This window comes from Streptomyces sp. NPDC102258 (assembly GCF_055584685.1).
Genome location: NZ_JBVJLO010000003.1, coordinates 28568 through 45756, shown reverse-complemented (window position 1 = coordinate 45756; position 17189 = coordinate 28568). Strand labels below are relative to the sequence as shown.

At 73.6% G+C, this 17189-nt stretch carries 16 protein-coding genes; 1 reads left to right on the top strand and 15 read right to left on the bottom strand.

What is annotated here, in order from left to right:
* Positions 1 to 13 precede the first annotated feature (13 nt).
* The 11 genes from ACZ6ZT_RS05860 to ACZ6ZT_RS05810 all read right to left on the bottom strand — a co-directional run bounded on the left by ACZ6ZT_RS05860 (position 14) and on the right by ACZ6ZT_RS05810 (position 12010).
* A complete protein-coding gene (locus tag ACZ6ZT_RS05860) occupies positions 14 to 793 on the bottom strand; it encodes an HAD-IIA family hydrolase (RefSeq protein WP_469715931.1) in 780 nt (259 codons plus the stop codon).
* 126 nt (positions 794 to 919) lie between these two features.
* Entirely contained in the window at positions 920 to 2458 is a 1539-nt protein-coding gene (locus ACZ6ZT_RS05855) for an alkaline phosphatase family protein (RefSeq protein ID WP_469715929.1), read from the bottom strand.
* A gap of 238 nt (positions 2459 to 2696) precedes the next feature.
* A complete protein-coding gene (locus ACZ6ZT_RS05850; protein WP_469715928.1) occupies positions 2697 to 3773 on the bottom strand; it encodes a 2-aminoethylphosphonate ABC transporter substrate-binding protein in 1077 nt (358 codons plus the stop codon).
* 25 nt (positions 3774 to 3798) lie between these two features.
* Positions 3799 to 4596 carry an ABC transporter permease gene (locus ACZ6ZT_RS05845; protein ID WP_469715925.1) on the bottom strand — a complete coding sequence of 266 codons (798 nt, stop codon included), beginning with the start codon at positions 4594 to 4596 and terminating at the stop codon, positions 3799 to 3801.
* Entirely contained in the window at positions 4583 to 5575 is a 993-nt protein-coding gene (locus ACZ6ZT_RS05840; RefSeq protein ID WP_469715923.1) for a 2-aminoethylphosphonate ABC transporter permease subunit, read from the bottom strand. Before ACZ6ZT_RS05840 ends, ACZ6ZT_RS05845 begins: the two co-directional genes overlap by 14 nt.
* Complete coding sequence (locus tag ACZ6ZT_RS05835) at positions 5568 to 6617, bottom strand: ABC transporter ATP-binding protein (RefSeq protein ID WP_469715922.1); 1050 nt, start codon at positions 6615 to 6617, stop codon at positions 5568 to 5570. The genes ACZ6ZT_RS05840 and ACZ6ZT_RS05835 overlap by 8 nt, the downstream gene beginning before the upstream one ends.
* Positions 6614 to 7357 (bottom strand): phosphonatase-like hydrolase, encoded by a 744-nt coding sequence (locus ACZ6ZT_RS05830; protein ID WP_469715920.1) that lies wholly within the window; start codon positions 7355 to 7357, stop codon positions 6614 to 6616. The genes ACZ6ZT_RS05835 and ACZ6ZT_RS05830 overlap by 4 nt, the downstream gene beginning before the upstream one ends.
* Before the next feature lie 5 nt (positions 7358 to 7362).
* Positions 7363 to 8484 carry a TIGR03364 family FAD-dependent oxidoreductase gene (locus ACZ6ZT_RS05825; RefSeq protein ID WP_469715919.1) on the bottom strand — a complete coding sequence of 374 codons (1122 nt, stop codon included), beginning with the start codon at positions 8482 to 8484 and terminating at the stop codon, positions 7363 to 7365.
* 147 nt (positions 8485 to 8631) lie between these two features.
* On the bottom strand, positions 8632 to 9402 hold the full coding sequence (locus ACZ6ZT_RS05820) for a GntR family transcriptional regulator (RefSeq protein WP_469715917.1): 771 nt from the start codon (positions 9400 to 9402) through the stop codon (positions 8632 to 8634).
* A gap of 71 nt (positions 9403 to 9473) precedes the next feature.
* Complete coding sequence (locus ACZ6ZT_RS05815) at positions 9474 to 10295, bottom strand: hypothetical protein (protein WP_469715915.1); 822 nt, start codon at positions 10293 to 10295, stop codon at positions 9474 to 9476.
* 635 nt (positions 10296 to 10930) lie between these two features.
* Complete coding sequence (locus ACZ6ZT_RS05810) at positions 10931 to 12010, bottom strand: ROK family transcriptional regulator (RefSeq protein ID WP_469715914.1); 1080 nt, start codon at positions 12008 to 12010, stop codon at positions 10931 to 10933.
* Positions 12011 to 12065: 55 nt separating this feature from the next.
* Here ACZ6ZT_RS05810 and ACZ6ZT_RS05805 point away from each other — a divergent pair, with 55 nt between their 5' ends.
* On the top strand, positions 12066 to 13205 hold the full coding sequence (locus ACZ6ZT_RS05805) for a Gfo/Idh/MocA family protein (protein WP_469715912.1): 1140 nt from the start codon (positions 12066 to 12068) through the stop codon (positions 13203 to 13205).
* A 138-nt stretch (positions 13206 to 13343) separates the two neighbouring features.
* On the opposite strand, the gene ACZ6ZT_RS05800 is transcribed toward ACZ6ZT_RS05805, so the two are convergent.
* From ACZ6ZT_RS05800 to ACZ6ZT_RS05785, 4 genes are all read right to left on the bottom strand, one after another.
* Positions 13344 to 14201, bottom strand: a complete 858-nt coding sequence (locus ACZ6ZT_RS05800; protein WP_469715911.1) for a fumarylacetoacetate hydrolase family protein — start codon at positions 14199 to 14201, stop codon at positions 13344 to 13346.
* Positions 14202 to 14323: 122 nt separating this feature from the next.
* The gene (locus tag ACZ6ZT_RS05795; protein ID WP_469715909.1) at positions 14324 to 15079 is read right to left on the bottom strand and encodes a YidC/Oxa1 family membrane protein insertase; all 756 of its coding nucleotides are present in this window, start codon (positions 15077 to 15079) and stop codon (positions 14324 to 14326) included.
* A 168-nt stretch (positions 15080 to 15247) separates the two neighbouring features.
* Complete coding sequence (locus ACZ6ZT_RS05790; RefSeq protein ID WP_469715908.1) at positions 15248 to 15583, bottom strand: DUF6412 domain-containing protein; 336 nt, start codon at positions 15581 to 15583, stop codon at positions 15248 to 15250.
* Between the two features lie 57 nt (positions 15584 to 15640).
* Entirely contained in the window at positions 15641 to 17164 is a 1524-nt protein-coding gene (locus ACZ6ZT_RS05785; RefSeq protein ID WP_469716574.1) for a sodium:solute symporter family protein, read from the bottom strand.
* Positions 17165 to 17189 lie beyond the last annotated feature (25 nt).

Sequence of the window (17189 nt, the reverse complement as noted above, 5' to 3'; positions counted from 1 at the left end):
CGCCCGGACGGCACTAGACCAGGTCGACCAGATCGGCGATGGAGTTCACCGTCTTCGTCGGGCGGTACGGGAACTTCTCGGTGTCCTCCGTCGTCGTCAGACCGGTCAGGACGAGGAAGGTCTGCATGCCCGCCTCCAGGCCGGCCAGGACGTCGGTGTCCATCCGGTCGCCGATCATCGCGCTGCTCTCGGAGTGCGCGCCGATCGCGTTGAGGCCCGTACGCATCATCAGCGGGTTGGGCTTGCCCGCGAAGTACGGCTGCTTGCCGGTCGCCTTGGTGATCAGCGCGGCCACCGCGCCCGTGGCGGGGAGCGGGCCCTCGGTGGAGGGGCCGGTCTCGTCCGGGTTGGTGCAGATGAAGCGGGCGCCGCCGTTGATGAGGCGGACGGCCTTGGTCATGGCCTCGAAGCTGTAGGTGCGGGTCTCGCCGAGGACCACGTAGTCGGGTTCGTGGTCGGTCAGGATGTAGCCGATGTCGTGCAGGGCGGTGGTCAGGCCCGCCTCGCCGATGACGTAGGCCGTGCCGCCCGGGCGCTGGTCGTCGAGGAACTTGGCGGTGGCGAGCGCCGAGGTCCAGATGTTCTCGACGGGCACGTCCAGGCCCATCCGGCTGAGCCGGGCCTGGAGGTCGCGCGGGGTGTAGATGGAGTTGTTGGTCAGCACCAGGAAGGGCTTGCCGGATTCGCGCAGCCGCTTGATGAAGGCATCGGCTCCGGGAATGGGGGTGCCCTCGTGGATGAGGACCCCGTCCATGTCGGTGAGCCAGGATTCGATCGGCTTGCGCTCTGCCACGGGACTGTATCTCCGCTCTGCGGGAGGCCCTCTGACCTCGGACACCTCTGGTTCTCCCCCACCCTAGCGGCCGGGGGCCGTGGACGCGGAGGGCGTCCACGGCCCGGACTCGCCGGGGGGCGGGGGTCAGCTCAGGGTGACGTTGTCGACGGTCCAGTACCAGTTGTTGGTGCCGCTGTAGCGGAAGCGGACCTGGGCGGTGGTGGCGCCCGCCGGGACCTGGAGGGTGAGGGACTCGGCCTTGGCGACGGCGTCGGCGGTGTAGCTCTTCACGACGGTGGCGGGGCCGCCGTCGTAGGAGACGAGGACCTGGGCGGTCTGGCCCGTGTCGTGGCGGTAGTGCGTCTGGAAGGCGAGGGTGCGCGTGGTGGCGCCGGTGACCGGCCACTTGGGGGTGACGAGGGTGGAGTCGAAGGTGCCGGTGTGGCTCTTGTCGTCCCACTCGTCGGAGTCGGCGACGGCGAAGACGTCACGGGAGCGGACGTTCAGCTCGCGCCACTGGTCGCGCTGGGCCTGGCTCCAGAACTCGTCGGTGGCAAAGGCCCAGCCGGCCCACTCGGTGACGCCGCCGGTGCCCATTTTGGAGTTGTCGACGCTCCAGCCGGCGGGCGGGGTGTGCGTGAACCCCTTGGTGACGGCCGGGATACCGGTTTCGTCCACGCGGGCCTGGAGGTTCGGGCGCAGGGTGTCGAAGGGGTCGCTGTCGGGGGCGTTCAGCGGGACCCCGTCCAGGCCCGTGGTGGGGACGCCGACCTGCGCGAGGGCGGTGGCCGCCACGTCGACGAGCTTCACGTCGTCGCGCACCGAACCGGCGGGGATGCCCGCGCCCTTGGCGATGACGAAGGTGCCGCGCTCCTGGAGGGTGGAGCCGCCGTGGCCGCCGGCGTCGGTGTGGCCGTGGTCGGTGGTGACCAGGACCTTCCAGTTCTCCTGGGCGTAGGCGGGGCGGTTCTGGACGGCGGTGAGGAGCCGCCCGACCATCACGTCGACGCGGCCGATCGCGTCGAGGTACTGCTGGCTGGCGGCTCCGTAGGAGTGTCCGGCGCCGTCGACCTGGCCGAAGTAGACGAAGGCGGCGTCGGGGTTCTGGCCCTGGAGTTCGGCGGCGGCCGCGGTCGCGATCTTCGGGTCCTCGGTGCCGTAGCCGTCGCGGTCGCCCTTGAGGCCGAGGCGCTTGTCGACCTTCGCGGAGAAGACCGGGCCGCCCGCGTCGGCGGCGGCGAGGGGCTCCCAGTCGGCGGCCGCGTACGTGTTGAGGGCCGGCTTGGCGTTCTCGATGCGGGTCAGGAAGTCCGGGTACGCGGCGTAGTTCTTGCCGGTGAAGGTGTTGTCCTTCACGCCGTGCTTGTCGGGCCAGACGCCGGTGGCGATGGTGGACCAGCCGGGGCCGGAGGAGGTGGCGGCCATCGGGCTCGCGTAGAGGGTGCTGCGGGCGGTGAGGCCCTGGGCCATCAGCCCTTGGAGGTTCGGGGCGTCGGCGGCTTTGAGGCGGTCGAGGACCACGCCGTCGATCCCGATGACGAGAACCTTGTCGGTGGTGGCGGTGGCCCGGGGGGCGGTGGCCCGGGGGGCGGCGGTCGCGGTGTGGGCGCCGAGGGCGGTGGCGAGCAGGGCGGTGGCGGTGGCGGCCACGGCGAGGGTCCGTCCGGACAGGACAGGGGACACGTACTCCTCCAGGAGCAGGTGAGCCGGCAGGGGTGCGGTGCGGACGTGCGGTGGGGCGGCGGTGCGGCGGTGCCTGCGGTGCGGTCGCGCGGGCGTGCGGTGGGGCGGGCGTGCGGCGCGCGGGCGTGCGGTGGGGCGGGCGTACCGGGGGCTGGACCGGGGCGCCGAGAGCGCCCTCGGTCCAGACCCGTTATGCACTCGTCACTCTTCCGGACGGGGGTGACCGGAAGGTGTCGGGTCAGCTGCCGGTCGCCGACTTCCACGCGTCGACGTAGCCCGTGAGGTTCTTGTCGATGTCCGCCCAGTCCGGCTCGAAGACCTCGACGCCGCCCATGATCTTGGTCAGCTCGACGGCGTTGGCGTCGGTCGGCTTGACGTCCGTACGGGCCGGGAAGCCGCCGCCCACCTCGCTGACCAGCTTCTGGGCCTCCTCGGTGAGCAGGTAGTCGAGGAGCTTCTTGCCGTTCTCGGTGTGCGGGGCCTTCGCGACCAGGCCGGCCGCGTAGGGGAGGGCGAAGGTGGTGGGCTTGCCGCCGTCCTTCGCCGGGAACCAGATCCCGAGGTTGGGCATGGACTTGGACTGCGCGAAGTTCATCTGGACGTCGCCGTTGGCGACGAGCAGCTCGCCCTTGTCGGTCTTGGGCGCGAGCTTGCTGGTGGAGGAGGACGGGCCGACGTTGTTGGCCTGGAGCTTCTTCAGGTACTCCATCGCCGGCTCCTTGCCGCCGAAGTCGTGCATGGCCTTGATGAGCACGGCCGTGCCGTCGCCCGCGACGCCGGGGGTGGAGTACTGGAGCTTGCCCTTGTACTTGGCGTCGAGCAGCTCCTCCCAGGTCTTGGGGGCCTCGGTGAGCTCCTTCTTGTTGTAGACGAAGCCGAAGTAGTTGTTGACGACGGAAGTCCACTTGCCGTCGGCGGACTTGTCGGCGCCGTTGACCTTGTCCGAGCCCTGCGGCTTGTAGCTCTGGAGCAGGCCCTTGCCGTCCGCCTGCTGGATGAAGGGGGGCAGCGTGACGAGCACGTCGGCCTGCGTGTTGGTCTTCTCGCGGACGGCGCGCTGCACCATCTCGCCCGAGCCGCCCTCGACGTACTTGACCTCGATGCCGGTCTTCTTGGTGAAGTCGGCGAAGACCTTGTCGTACCAGCCGTCGCCCTTGTCGCTCTTGAGGCCGTCGGCGCTGTAGACGGTGACGGCCTTCTCGCCGCCCTGGGAGTCGGCGGACGAGGCGTCGCCGCCGCAGGCGGTGAGGGAGACGGCGAGGGCGAGGGTGCCGGCAGCGGCTGCGGTGGCGCGGAGGAGGAGCTTGCTGGGCATGGAACTTCCTTACGGGGAAAGGGAGTCAGCGGTAGGTGGCTCTGGTGCGGATGCGGGAGACGGCCAGCAGGACCAGCAGGGTGGTGGCCATCAGGACCACGGCGACGGCGGAGCCGCTGAAGAGCGAACCGCGGTCGGTGGCGGTGAAGATCCGGACCGGGAGGGGCATCCAGTCCGGCGGGTAGAGCATCATCGTGGCGCTCAGCTCGCCCATGGACAGGGCGAAGCAGAGTCCGGCGGCCGCGGTGAGGGACGGCAGCAGGAGCGGGAGCCTGATCCGCCACAGCACGTACGCGGGACGGGCGCCGAGGGAGGCCGCCGCCTGTTCGTACGCGGGGTCGAGACGGATGATGGCGGCCGAAACCGACTGGTAGGCGAACGCCGTGACAAGAACGGTGTGCGCCAGGATCACGATTGAGCTCGTGCCGTTGAGCAGCAGCGGGGGCTTGCTGAACGCGACCAGGACGGCGAGCCCGACGACGACGGACGGCACCGCGACCGGGAGCATGAACAGGGCGTCCAGGGACCGCTTGCCGCGCTTCCTCAGCCCCGCGGCGGCGAGCGCCGCCCAGCTGCCGACGGTGAGCGCGAGCAGGCTCGCGACCAGGGCGGTGACCAGCGAGGTGGTCAGGGCCTGGAGGGATTCCCCCCGGACGGCGGAGGCGTAGTTCGCGGTGGTCGGGCCGGAGGGGAAGGCGCCCGACCAGTGGGTGGAGAAGGACGCGGCCACCACGACGAGCAGCGGCAGGGCGAAGAGGGGCAGGAAGAGGACCGCGAACAGGCCCCAGGCGGCCCAGCGGCCGCTCTTGCTATGCACCAGCACGCTTGCCCACCACCCGGTAGAGGCCGAACAGGCCGACGGATATCGCGATGTTGACGACGGCGACCACGCAGGCGGCCGCGTAGTCGGATTCGAGGATGGCCTTGCCGTAGATGAGCATCGGGAGGGTCGTGACGTCCTTGGCTCCGGTGAACAGGACGATCCCGAACTCGTTCAGGCACATGACGAGGACGAGGCTGCCGCCGGCGGCGAGCGCCGGGAGGGCCTCGGGGAGGATCACCTGCCGGACGATCCGGGCGGGGCGGGCGCCGAGGCCGGCGGCCACTTCCAGCTGGGCGGTGTCCAGCTGGGAGAAGGCGGCGAGCAGCGGGCGCATCACGAAGGGGGTGAAGTAGGTGATCTCCGCGAGCAGGACGCCCCAGGGGGTGGTGAGGAAGCGGAAGGGGCCGTCGGCGAGACCGAAGACGTCGGTGGCGACGCCGTTGGCCATGCCGACCGTTCCGTAGAGGAAGAGGAGGGCGAGGGTGATGAGGAAGGAGGGGAAGGAGAGGAAGACGTCGATGAACTTGGCGACGGCCTTGGCCCCGGGGAAGGGCACGAACGCGATGATCAGCGCGAGGGTGAAGCCGAGGAGGAGGCAGCCGGCGGTGGCGCCGACGGCCAGCCAGACGGTGGTGCCGAGCGCTTCGCGGAAGGCGGTGGAGGCGAAGACGGAGGCGTACGCGTCGAAGGCGCCGCCGCCGTTCTCGGGGCTGAAGGACTGCCGGACGACCAGCGCGAGGGGGTAGAGGAACACCAGCGCGAGCACGGCCACCGGCGGCAGGGCCCAGACGCCGCGCGGCAGCGACCGGGACCTGGACCGGAACCCGGCCCCGGAGCGGGGCGGGCGCGGGGGTGCCTGCGGGGCGCCGCGGGGGTGGGGCGGGGAGGCCGGCGGGGCTCCCGGGGTTCCAGCGGCCGGGACCGGGAGCGGGGCCCGGGCCGGGGGCGCCGCGGCCGGGGGGTGGGGCGCCTCAGGCATCCGACACCCCGGCGGCCAGCAGCACCGCGTCGCGCGGCTCGAAGTGCAGGGTCACCTCGTCGCCCAGCGCCGGCGTCTCCCGCAGCTCGGGCAGGTCCGCCTTGACGCGGTGGCCGTCCACGTCCACGTACAGCCGGTGCGTCGAGCCCCGCCACTGCACCTCGGCGATCGTGCCGCGCAGCGCGTTCGGCCCGGCGCCGAGCCCGAGCAGGTGCGGGCGTACGCACAGGGTGGCGGCGGAGCCCGGCACCGCGCGGCCCGGGTCCAGGGCCAGCGGGCGGCCCGCGAAGACCGCCCCGCCGTCGGCCACGGTGACCGGCAGCAGGTTGGCGTTGCCGACGAACGACGCCGTGAACTCGGTGCGCGGCGCCCGGTAGAGCTGCTGCGGGGTGCCGCAGTCCTGGAGGCGGGCCCGGTCCATGACGGCGATCCGGTCGGCCAGGGTCAGTGCCTCGACCTGGTCGTGGGTGACGTACAGGATGGAGACGTCGGGCAGCTCCCGGTGCAGCCGGGCCAGTTCGGCCAGCATCCCGGAGCGCAGCTGGGCGTCGAGCGCGGAGAGGGGCTCGTCGAGCAGCAGCACCCCGGGGCGGATGGCGAGCGCGCGGGCGATGGCCACGCGCTGCTGCTGTCCGCCGGAGAGTTCGCGGGGGTAGCGGCGGGCGTAGGCACCCATCCCCGTCATCTCCAGCGCCTCGGCGACGCGGGCGGGGATCTCCGCCTTGGCGGCCTTCTGGGCGCGCAGGCCGAAGGCCACGTTGTCCGCGACCCGCATGTGCGGGAAGAGCGCGTACTGCTGGACGACCATGCCGATGCCGCGCTGGTGCGGGGGCAGGCCGGTGACGTCCCGGCCGCCGATCAGCACCCGGCCGGCGACGGGGCGCACGAAGCCGGCGACCGCGCGCAGCGCCGTGGTCTTGCCCGAGCCGGAGGGGCCCAGCAGCGCCATGACCTCGCCGGGCTCGACGGTCAGGTCGAGGGAGTCCAGGACGGTGGTGCCGTGGTAGGCGACCGAGACGGAGTCGAAGCGGATGCCGCTCACGCCGGCTCCGTCGCGGAGGCCGTCGCCGTCGCGGACGCCGTTTCCGTCGCCGTGAGGAGCTGAGGGAGTTCGGCGATCGAGCCGAGGACGTGGGTGGCGCCGTGCGCGTCGAGCGCGGCGCGGTCGTGGGCGCCGGTCAGGACGCCGGCCACGATGCCCGCTCCGGCGCGGCGCCCGCTGAGCATGTCGTACGCCGTGTCCCCGGTGACCGCCACGTCCCGTACGTCGGCCACCGCGCCGGTGCGCAGGAACGCCGCCAGCACCATGTCCGGGTAGGGGCGGCCGCGGCCGCCGGCGTCGGCGGGGCAGAGGGTGAGGTCGGCCAGGTCGCGCCAGCCGAGGGCGTCGAGGATGGCGTCCTGGGTGACGCGGGCGAAGCCGGTGGTCAGGACGACGGTGCGGCCGTCGGCGCGGAGCTTCTCGACGGCCTCCCGGGCTCCGGGAATCGGGGCGACGAGGCCGCCGTCGACGAGCTCCCCGTACGCCTGCTCGAAGGCGGAGTTGGCGCGCCGGGCGAGTTCCTCCGTACCGAAGAGGTGGCGGAAGACGGAGATCTTGGACTCGCCCATGGTGTCGCGTACGTACTGGAGCTTGGCGGCGTGGTCGGCGCTGCCGGGCTCGACGCCGAGCCGTTCGGCGGCGCGTTCGAAGGCGCGCTCGACGAGGCCGCCGTCGGCGACGGTGGTGCCGGCCATGTCGAGGACGATCAGCTGCTTCGTGGGGGGAATGCGGTCGGTCATGGTGTTCACCAGCCCAGTTCGTTCGCGGTGGTCTCGGCTATGGCGGGCGAGCAGGTCATGCCGCGCCCGCCGGGTCCGGTCACCAGCCAGACGCCGTCGCTCACCTGCTGACGGTGGACGACGCGGGTGGTGTCGGTGCACTGCGCGTACACGCCCGCCCAGCGGTGCCTGATCTTCGGCAGCGGGCGGCCCAGGAAGGCCTCGACCACCCCGGTGAGGTGCTCGTAGGGGTCTTCGAGGGTGTCGAACGCGAAGGGGTGCTCGTATTCGTGGGTGTCGCCGATGGTCAGTCCGCCGTCCAGGCGCTGCACCATCAGCAGCTGCATCTTGTGCGCGGCGGCGACCGGCGCCTGGGCCTGCGCGGCGTTGAGGGCGTCGAGGGCCGGGGAGGCGTAGGCGGGGTAGTAGCGGAAGCTGTCGGCGTCCGCGACGGAGGTGGTGAGCTGCTCGCCGAGCGGGGCGGTCTGCATCATCTGGAGGCGGACGCGGCGCACGGGCAGGTCGGGTACGAGTTCGCGGACCAGGCCGGACAGCCAGGCGCCGGTGGCGAGGACGACGGCGTCGCCGCGGTGGACGTCGCCGTGGTCGTCGCGGACGGCGCCGGGGCCGGTGACCTCGCGGACCTCGCGTCCGGGGAGGAAGGTGTAGCGGCCGGAGGCGCGGAGCGCCTCGCGCAGGTGGAGCTGGGCGGTGCGCGGTTCGACGGCCGCGTCGCGCTCGCACCACAGGGCGGCCTCGAAGGCGCCGCGCAGGGCCGGGTTGATCGCCCGGGCCTCGGCCGCGGTGACCAGTTCGTAGCCCCGGGCAGCGGCGTCCGGGCGGGCCACGGCCGCCTCGGCGACGGCGAGTTCGCGGGCGCCGCGGACGGGGGTGAGGGAGCCGATGGCGCGGAAGCCCAGGCCGGGCACCTCCGCGCCGATGCGCTCCCAGAGCTCGCGGGCCCGCAGGGCGGTGTCGAGCTCCTCGCCCCCGGCCCGGCCGCTGACCCAGATCTGGCCGAAATTGCGCAGTGACGCGCCGCGGGCCTCGGCTTCGCGCTCGATCTGGACGACCTCGTGGCCGCGTTGGACTGCTTGCCAGGCGTGCATGGTGCCGACCACGCCGCCTCCGACGACTATGACTCTCACCCGGCCCACGGTGGTCGCGGCCCGTGTCCCGGACGGGGCCGTCCGGCGACGGGCCGGTGAACAGCCCTCGACACTTGGCCTAGACCCGTTATCTTTCTGTGATGTCACGTCGCCCCTTTTCTGAGCTTTGGGAGGATGCGCGGTCCGCTATTCGGGCCGCAGACGGGTCGTGAAGCTGAACCGGTCCCCACGGTAAAGCGAACGCACCCGCTCCAGCGGCCGCCCGTCCTGATCCCGCGAGAAGCGGTGGATGAGCAGCATGGGCAGCGCCGGCGGGGTGCCGATCAGCAGGGCCTCGCGGGGCGTGGCCAGGACCGTCTCCAGCTTCTCGTCGGCGTCGCCGAAGGAGATGCCGAGGCGGTCGCGGAGGTATCCGTAGAAGGACGAGTCCGGCTGGAAATCGATGTCGAGGCGGGGCGCGCGGGAGACCCGTACGTACGTGCTCTCCAGCCCGACGCGCTCGTCGTCTGCGAGCAGCACGCGCTCCAGGTGCCAGACCGGCTCCCCCGGCTCGGCGCCGATGCCGCGGGCGAGGTCGGGCGGGCAGCCGAAGCGCTCCAGGCCGATCAGGCGACGGCCGGGGCGGCGGCCCTGGCGGCGTACGCCCTCGGTGTAGCTGGCGAGCGACAGGGGCTGCTCCAGCTTGGGGCCCGCGACGACGGTTCCGCGCCCGGAACGGCGCAGCCTGCCCTCCAGCAGCAGTTCCCGCAGGGCTTGGCGGACGGTCTCGCGGGACACCTCGTACCGCTCGGCGAGATCGCGCTCGGTGGGCAGGGCGCCGCCCTCGCCGAGTTCGTCGAGGAGGTCGGCGACCTGCGCCTTGACGGCGTAGTACTTGGGGATGCGGCCGTGCTCGGGGATCCCGGAGCGGACGGCGGAGCCGGGGCGGTGGGACGGGTACGGGGTCTGTTCTTGCACGGTCGGACTGTACGTGGGGGAGGTGTACGGGCGGGGGGCGAGGCGGGGCCGGGGCCGGACCGGGATTCGGGTCAGCGGGTGCGCAGGCGGCGGGCGGCGAGCAGCAGGGCGACGCCGGAGGCGAGGGCGGCCACGGCGCCGGCCCCGTAGGCCCACTCGCGGGGGCCGGTGTGCGCGAGGGAGCCGGACTCGGCGCTGCCGCCGTCCTCCTGCGGGCCTTCCACCGAGAACCGGTACCCGCCGGCCTCGCCGACCCAGTCGCCGTCCTCGCCTTGCGCGCCCTTGCGCTGTACGAGGGCGGCGTCGGCGAGGACCTCGCCGTGGGGGGCGTCGGGGGCGAAGGCCAGGCGCACCTTGACGGTGGCGGTGCCGCCGGCCGGTACGGAGAAGCCGGGGAAGGCGTCGCCGCCCTCGAAGACGGCGATGATCTCGTCGCGGTCGCTGCGTTCCAGGTTCACCGGGTGGGTGCCGCCGGGGGCGTCGAACTCCATCCGCAGGTCCTGGGGGCGCAGGGCGCGGTCGGTGTCCGTGAACACGATGACGGGGTGGATGGCCGTGCAGGTGGCGCCGGTGCTGTTGGTCAGGTCCAGCAGCCAGCTCTGCGGCTCGGCACCGACCCGGTAGACCGCCGGACCGCCGCGGATGCGGGCGCCGATGGGGAAGGCGGTGCTCTTGCCGTCGCCGCAGCTGGCCTGGATCCGGGAGGGCAGCGCGGGCGCGGGCCGGGCGGCGGGCCCGCCGCCGGCGTCGGCGGGGGCGCTGGCACCGGGGGCGCCGGTGCCGGGGGCGGCCTGCGCGGGGGAGGCGCCGGCGGCGAGGAGGGCGGCGGTGAGGGCAAGCGCCGTACGCAGGGGCGGTCGGTGTTGCTGTCGCAGTCGCAGTCGCTGTCCCATGGAAGACCTTCGCTGCTCGCCGAACGGAATGATGACGATGAGGGGGGAGGAGGCGGAAGAAGAAGATCGGACGAGGCGACAATCACCCCGGCCCTGCCCGCACCCTCCCACGCACGCACCCCCACCCCTCCGAAGCCGCGCCCACCCCTCGGGATTTACCCCCGATCGGCCCCGAAGTCCAACCCACCGCACCCCATCCCTCCCCACCGACGCTCGCGCCGCGAGGCCCGGGGCCTCGGCGCAGCAACGCACTCGCGGCACGCAGCCCCGGAAGCGCGGCGCAGTCGCGGCCAGCGGGCGCAACACCAGGCCCCCGCCGGCACCGCCGGACCGCCACTCCGCCCCCACTTGGCGCTGGAACACAGGTCTCGGGCGAAGCGCCAGGGGTCCCGCCACAGCCAGCACCAGCCGAGCGCAGCGCTACTTCCCCCCGCCGGGCATGGCCACTTCGCCCGCCACATCCAGCCCCGCCGGCGTTTGAGGCGCGGGGTCTGGGGCGGAGCCCCAGGAGCCTCGGCGCAGCCGCCACCAGCCGGGCGCAGCACCACACCCCCGGCCCGGCACGACCACCCAGCCGCCACATCCAGCCCCGCCGGCGTTTGCGGGGTGGACCCCAGGGGCGGCCCCGGCCGGGGTCAGGCGTGGCCGAACAAGGGGGCCAGTGCCAGCTCGGCGGCGCCCTGTGCGACTCCCGCCACCGCCCAGCCCACCACCACCGGCTCATCCGTCAGCGCCCGGGCCGCCAGTACCGCCCGGACCCCCGCCACGAACACCTCCGGATCCGCCGCCACCACCCGGCCCCCCAGCAGCACCCGGTCCACGTCCAGCAGCGCGACCAGGTTCGCGGCCCCCTCCCCCAGCAGCCGCGCGGCCCCCGCCAGGTCACCCCGGGCCACCGCCTCCAGGCAGAGCACCTCCAGGCAGCCCCGGCCCCCGCACCGGCACGGCGGCCCGTCCAGCCGGAGCACCTGGTGACCGAACTCCCCCGCCGCCGACCGCGCCCCCCGGTAGACCGCCCCGTCGAGCCGCAGCCCCGCCCCCAGCCCGGTCCCCACATGGAGGTACACGCACGAACCGGCCCCGCCCGGCCCCGCGGCCGCCGCGACCCCGGCGTTGGTGTCCTTGTCCAGCACCACCGGCAACCCCAGCCGCCCCTCCAGCACCTCCCGCAACGGGAACCCCTCCCAGCCCGGGAACCCCGTCACCCGCCCCAGCACCCCGCTCCGCCAGTCCAGCGGCCCCGGCGCGGCCACCCCGACCCCGAGCGGTGGTGTGGCCGGCCCGCGCGCGCAGACCCGTACGACCGCCGCGAGCACCGCCTCCACCACCAGGTCCGGGCCCGCCCCGAAGTCCAGCGGGCCGCGCCACGCCTCGGCGACGCCGCCCGCGAGGTCGACCCGTACCGCCTTCAGCTCGTCCCGGTCCAGCTGCACGCCCACCGCGTGCCCGGCTCCCGGCACCAGCCGCAGCAGCGTGCGCGGCTTGCCGCCGGTGGAGGCGCCGCGTCCGGCCTCGGCCACCAGCCCCTCCGCCGTGAGCCGCGCGGTGATCTTGCTGACGGCCTGCGGGGTGAGCCCCGTACGGGCCGCGAGCTCGGCGCGCCCGAGCCCGGGCGCGCCCGCCGCGCGCAGCAGGTCCAACAGCAGTGCCTCGTTGTACCCGCGCAGGACCGGCAGGTTCGCCCCGCCACGACCGCTCCCGTTGCCCCTGTTCACCCGCCCATTGTCCACCCTCCTTGCACTTGCGCAACGCTGTTGCCAAAGTGGAGTCATGAACACGGCTCCCATCTCCCCCACCGCTTCCGCCGACCCCGCCACCCCCACGAGCCCCCTCCGCGTCGCGCTCATCGGCTACGGACTCGCCGGCTCCGTCTTCCACGCCCCCCTCGTCTCCGCCACCGAGGGCCTCGTCCTCGACACGGTCGTCACCTCCAACCCCGGCCGCCAGGCCGAGGCCCGCGCCGCCTACCCGGACGTCCGCTTCGCCGCCTCCCCCGAGGAGCTGTGGGAGCGCGCGGCCGGTGGCGAGGACGCCCCCGGCCTCGTCGTCATCGCCTCCCCCAACAAGACCCACGTCCCGCTCGCCACCGCCGCGCTCACCGCCGGCCTCCCGGTCGTCGTGGACAAGCCCCTCGCCGCCACCGCCGCCGAGGCCCGCGAGCTCGCCGCCCTGGCCGACCGGACCGGCACCTTCCTCTCCGTCTTCCAGAACCGCCGCTGGGACAACGACTTCCTCACCCTGCGCCGCCTCCTCGCCGACGGCGAACTCGGCGACGTCCAGCGCTTCGAGTCCCGCTTCGAGCGCTGGCGCCCCCAGCTCAAGGGCGGCTGGCGCGAGTCCGGCGCCCCGGAGGAGATCGGCGGCCTGCTGTACGACCTCGGCAGCCACGTCGTGGACCAGGCGCTGGTGCTCTTCGGCCCGGCGGTACGGGTCTACGCGGAGGCAGACGTCCGCCGCCCCGGCGCCGAGGCCGACGACGACACCTTCATCGCGATCACCCACGCGAACGGCGTCCGCTCCCACCTCCACGTCAGCGCGACCACCGCCCAGCTCGGCCCGCGCTTCCGCGTCCTCGGCTCGCGGGCCGGCTACGTCAAGTACGGCCTCGACCCCCAGGAGGCCGCCCTGCGCGAGGGCCTGCGCCCGGACCGGGCCGACGGCGCGCTGTGGGGCGAGGAGCCGCCGCACCTGTGGGGGCGGCTCGGCTCCGGCGAATCCCCGCTGACGGGAGGCGGGATCCCGGTGCCGACGGAGCACGGGGACTACCCGGCGTATTACGCGGCCGTCGCGCGGGCCCTGCGTACGGGCGGCCCCGCGCCGGTGACCGCGTACGAGGCCGCCGACTGCCTGGCGGTTCTGGAAGCGGCGCGCCGCTCCTCGCGCGACGGGGTGACGGTCGACATCACCTGAGCCGGCCCGGCCCATCCGGCCCCACCGGCCGCACCGGAGGGGGAGCCGGCGGGCATGCCGAAGGGGCGGACCCGCCCCCCGACGGCCCCGCCCCTCTCCCCCCGCCCCCACTCCCCCCCCAGCTCAGCGGCAGCCGCGTTACGCGCCCTTGAACTCCTGGCGCTGGCGCCCGAGGCCCGCGATCTCCACCTCGACGACGTCACCGGCCCGCAGGAACGGCTTCGGCTCCGGCTGGCCCGCCGCCACCCCGGCCGGCGTGCCGGTGACGATCACGTCGCCCGCGTAGAGGGTCATGAAGTGGCTCAGGTACCGCACGACCTCGCCCACCGCGAAGATCTGGTCCGAGGTGTGCCCGTCCTGCCGGAGCTCCCCATTGACCCACAGCCGCACGTCCAGGACCTGCGGGTCCGGGACCTCGTCGGCGGTGACCAGCCACGGGCCGAGCGGGGTGAAGGTCTCGCAGTTCTTGCCCTTGTCCCAGGTGCCGCCGCGCTCCGTCTGGAAGGCGCGCTCCGTGACGTCGTTCGCGAGGACGTAGCCCCCGACGTGCGCGAGACCCTCCTCGGCGGAACCCAGGTAGCGGGCGGTGGCGCCGATGACGACGCCCAGCTCGGCCTCCCAGTCGGTCTTCACGCTGCCGCGCGGGATGAGCACGGTGTCGTCCGGGCCGACCACGGTGTCCGGGGACTTGAGGAAGACGATCGGCTCCGCCGGAGCCTCCGCGCCGACCTCGGCCGCGTGCCCGTGGTAGTTCAGCCCGATGCCCACGATCTTGCCGATCCGGCCGACCGGGGAGCCGACGCGCAGCCCCTCCGCGTCCAGCACCGGAAGCTCGCCGGCCGACGCGGCTTCGCGTACGCGAGACAGGACGGAGTCGTCGGCCAGCAGGGCGCCGTCCACATCCGTGATCAGGCCGGACAGGTCGCGCAGGGCCCCGTCCTGGTCGAGCAGCGCGGGGCGCTCCGCTCCGACGGGTCCGACACGCAGCAACTTCATGGACATTCTCCCGTGGTCGAGGGTGGTCGGCCCATGGGCATGCCCCGGGCCGGACGATGGGTTGCGGCCATCGGAGGATTGGTTGATCCTCCAAGATGCCCAACCAATCCGCAAGACCCTGTTCACAGACTGGAACGCGCCCCTCCAGCCGACTCCGGTTCCTCCCGCGCGGCCCGGTCCTTGCGGTGCTGGAGCCAGGCCCGCTCCGCGACCGACCACGCCGTGGTGGTCGCCAGGTACAGCCCGGCGGCCAGCGGCACCACGGCCGCCGTGATCAGCGTCCCGAACGACAGCAGGGGCAGTACGCCGCCCAGCTTGCGCATCGCCGCCTGCTGCTCGGCACTCAGCGCGGGCGCCCCCGCACCCGCCGCACCGGCCACACCGGCCACACCCGAGCCGGCCTTGCCCCCACGCGGCGCGCCCGCCCGCGCGACCGGCACCACCGGCACCACCGGCACCGCCGCGGCGGCCCGCCGCCCCCGGACCGCGCTCCACGCGGCCACCACCCCGACGGCCGCGAACAGCCCCAGGAACACCAGCCCCCGCGCCCCGAAGAGGCCGCCCTCCCCGAGGGCGTCCGCCCACCGGGACCCGAGCGGGGCGGCGAACAGCCGGTGCCCCAGCAGCTCGTTGGCGGCGCCGCCCACCTCGGAGGAGGAGAACGCCCGGTACATCACGAAGAACACCGGCAACTGCAACAGCGTCGGCAGGCAGCCGGCCACCGGCGTCGCACCACGGAACGCGGCACGGCTCAAGGGGTGCAGGGCGAGCCGTACGAGCACGGTGAACAGCACGATCGCGGCAGCGGTCGCGGACTCGGCCAGTACCGGCTGCAGGAGCCGGCCCAGCTCGGCAACAAGATGGGTGAAAACGGACACGCGGGCCCTCCGAGGGGTCTCGTCGAACGTCGAAAGAAGGTGCTTTTCGGCGCGACGACCCGCGAGGGGCGACGACAGTGATCAGTCAGCGGAAGGCGATACCGAGGGTGGTAATGGTGGCAGCGGTACGCCACCACACCGATCGGTACCCGAAGGAACTGCGCGCCCCTACGCGGCCGTCAGGACAGGCCGGCCTGGAGCCCTGGGCCGCGACCGGCCCGAGGCGTCGGGATCGCGCTGCGGCAGGAACGCCGTGCGCTGCTCGCGATCACGGATCGCGGTGCGTATGCGGTGCGGCGGCATGGACCGTACGACGGAGGCCGCCAGCGCGGCGGCCCCGACGGCGACGGCCGCGGCCAGCGCGACCACGGCGGCGGCGAGGCCGTTCTCCCCCGGCATCAGGCCGAGGAGCCCGCCGAACACCAGCAGGGCGGCGAGCAGTCCGCCCGCCCGCGAGGAGAGCAGGAAGGACAACAGGGAACGCGCGTCGGCTCGTCGAGCCATCCGGACCGCCCCCTCCCCCTTCTCGGAGTCCGCCGAGACGCGAACTCACGACCGATCCTAACGGGAGCCACTGACAACGGCCCCGCCCTCCCCCTCTTCTTCTTCCGCCCCCACCGGAACCGGATCGCGCGCCAGCACCTCCCCGTCCGCCCGCCCGTCCGACTCCCCCGGTCCCCACCGGCCCACGCTCCAGGACACCGCGAGCGCCACCGCCAGGTTCAGCACCAGCGCCACCATCCCCGCGTTCACCCCCCACACCGGGTCGTTCCCGGTGAACACGAGCCCGCAGACGGCTGCCACCCCCACGACGAGTCCGCCCACCGCCCCCGACACCCTCAATCCCCGCCACACCAGCCCCAGCAGCAGCATCGGCAACAGCTGCGCCATCCCCTCGTACGAGACGAGCGACAGCCGGACCAGCGTGTTGGGAGCGGCGTACGTCATCACCAGCGCCACCGACCCGGCGACGACCACGACGATCCGCGAGGCGGTCTTCTGCCGCTCCCCCGTACTCCAGCGCGGCACCAGCGACAGCACGCTGCGCCCCCACATCGTCCCGATGACCAGCATGAAGACCGCCATCGGCACGATCGACGACAGCGCGGCCGCCACCCCGATCACCCCCACTGCCCACGCCGGAAGCGAGTCGACCACCAGCTTGAACAACGCGAGGTTGGACTCGGCGCCCGCCAGCCCCGGCACCACGAACAGCGCCGCCATCCCCAGCAGCATCGGCACGAACAACAGCACGTTGTACGCGGGCAGCAGCACGGCGTTGCGGCGCAGCGTGTCGGCACTGCGCGCGCCGAGGTAGCCGGCCACGGTGGTCGGGAAGATGACGACGGTCAGCGCGTTGAGCACGGTCGTCGAGGCGAACCAGCCCACCCCCAGCCGCCCCTCGCCGCCCCCGCCCCCGCCGTGCCCGGGCAGCGTCAGCCACTGCGGCTTCTCGGCCGCGAGCCGGTCGAAGAGCTCCCCGTAACCGCCGAAGTAGTGGAACGGGACGTAACAGGCGAGGAACGCGAGCGTCCCGATGACCAGCACGTCCTTGAGCACCGACACCCAGGCGCTGCCCCGCAGCCCGCTCACCACCACGAAGCCGGTGGTCACCGCGAACGCGACGAAGTAGGCCCAGTGCAGCGACACCGCCCCGTAGGTCACCGTCGTGACGACGACGCCCATGCCAGTGATCTGCAGCTGGATGTACGGCAGCAGGAACACCGTCGCCAGCACCGCGACCGCCGCGCCCAGCCAGGGGCGGCCGTAGCGGTGGGCCACCATGTCGCTGATCCCGACGAGCCCGTGGCGGCGCGCGTAGTCCCACAGCATCGGCCCGACGACGTACCCGACCGCGTAGCCACAGGACATGTACGCGACGACGTACATCACCGGGGCCCCGTAGTCGTAGCCCCAGCCGGCCGCCCCGAGATAGCTGAAGCTGGTGTACCCCTCCCCCGCCATCAGCACCCAGATGAACACGGTCCCCAGCGAACGCCCGCCCACCGACCACTCGGCGAGCCCGCCGCCGCCCCCGCCGCGTCCGCGCACGGCGAGCAGCCCGAGCGCGACGGTCGCCACCATGAAGACGGCGAAGACGGACGTGGCC

Bases quoted from the DNA above. Each gene is read 5' to 3' on its own strand.
- ACZ6ZT_RS05805 (WP_469715912.1), top strand. From the start codon at position 12,066: ATGAACACGGCTCCCATCTCCCCCACCGCTTCCGCCGACCCCGCCACC.
- ACZ6ZT_RS05840 (WP_469715923.1), bottom strand. From the start codon at position 5,575: ATGCCTGAGGCGCCCCACCCCCCGGCCGCGGCGCCCCCGGCCCGGGCC.
- ACZ6ZT_RS05800 (WP_469715911.1), bottom strand. From the start codon at position 14,201: ATGAAGTTGCTGCGTGTCGGACCCGTCGGAGCGGAGCGCCCCGCGCTG.
- ACZ6ZT_RS05850 (WP_469715928.1), bottom strand. From the start codon at position 3,773: ATGCCCAGCAAGCTCCTCCTCCGCGCCACCGCAGCCGCTGCCGGCACC.
- ACZ6ZT_RS05830 (WP_469715920.1), bottom strand. From the start codon at position 7,357: ATGACCGACCGCATTCCCCCCACGAAGCAGCTGATCGTCCTCGACATG.
- ACZ6ZT_RS05785 (WP_469716574.1), bottom strand. From the start codon at position 17,164: ATGGTGGCGACCGTCGCGCTCGGGCTGCTCGCCGTGCGCGGACGCGGC.
- ACZ6ZT_RS05790 (WP_469715908.1), bottom strand. From the start codon at position 15,583: ATGGCTCGACGAGCCGACGCGCGTTCCCTGTTGTCCTTCCTGCTCTCC.
- ACZ6ZT_RS05815 (WP_469715915.1), bottom strand. From the start codon at position 10,295: ATGGGACAGCGACTGCGACTGCGACAGCAACACCGACCGCCCCTGCGT.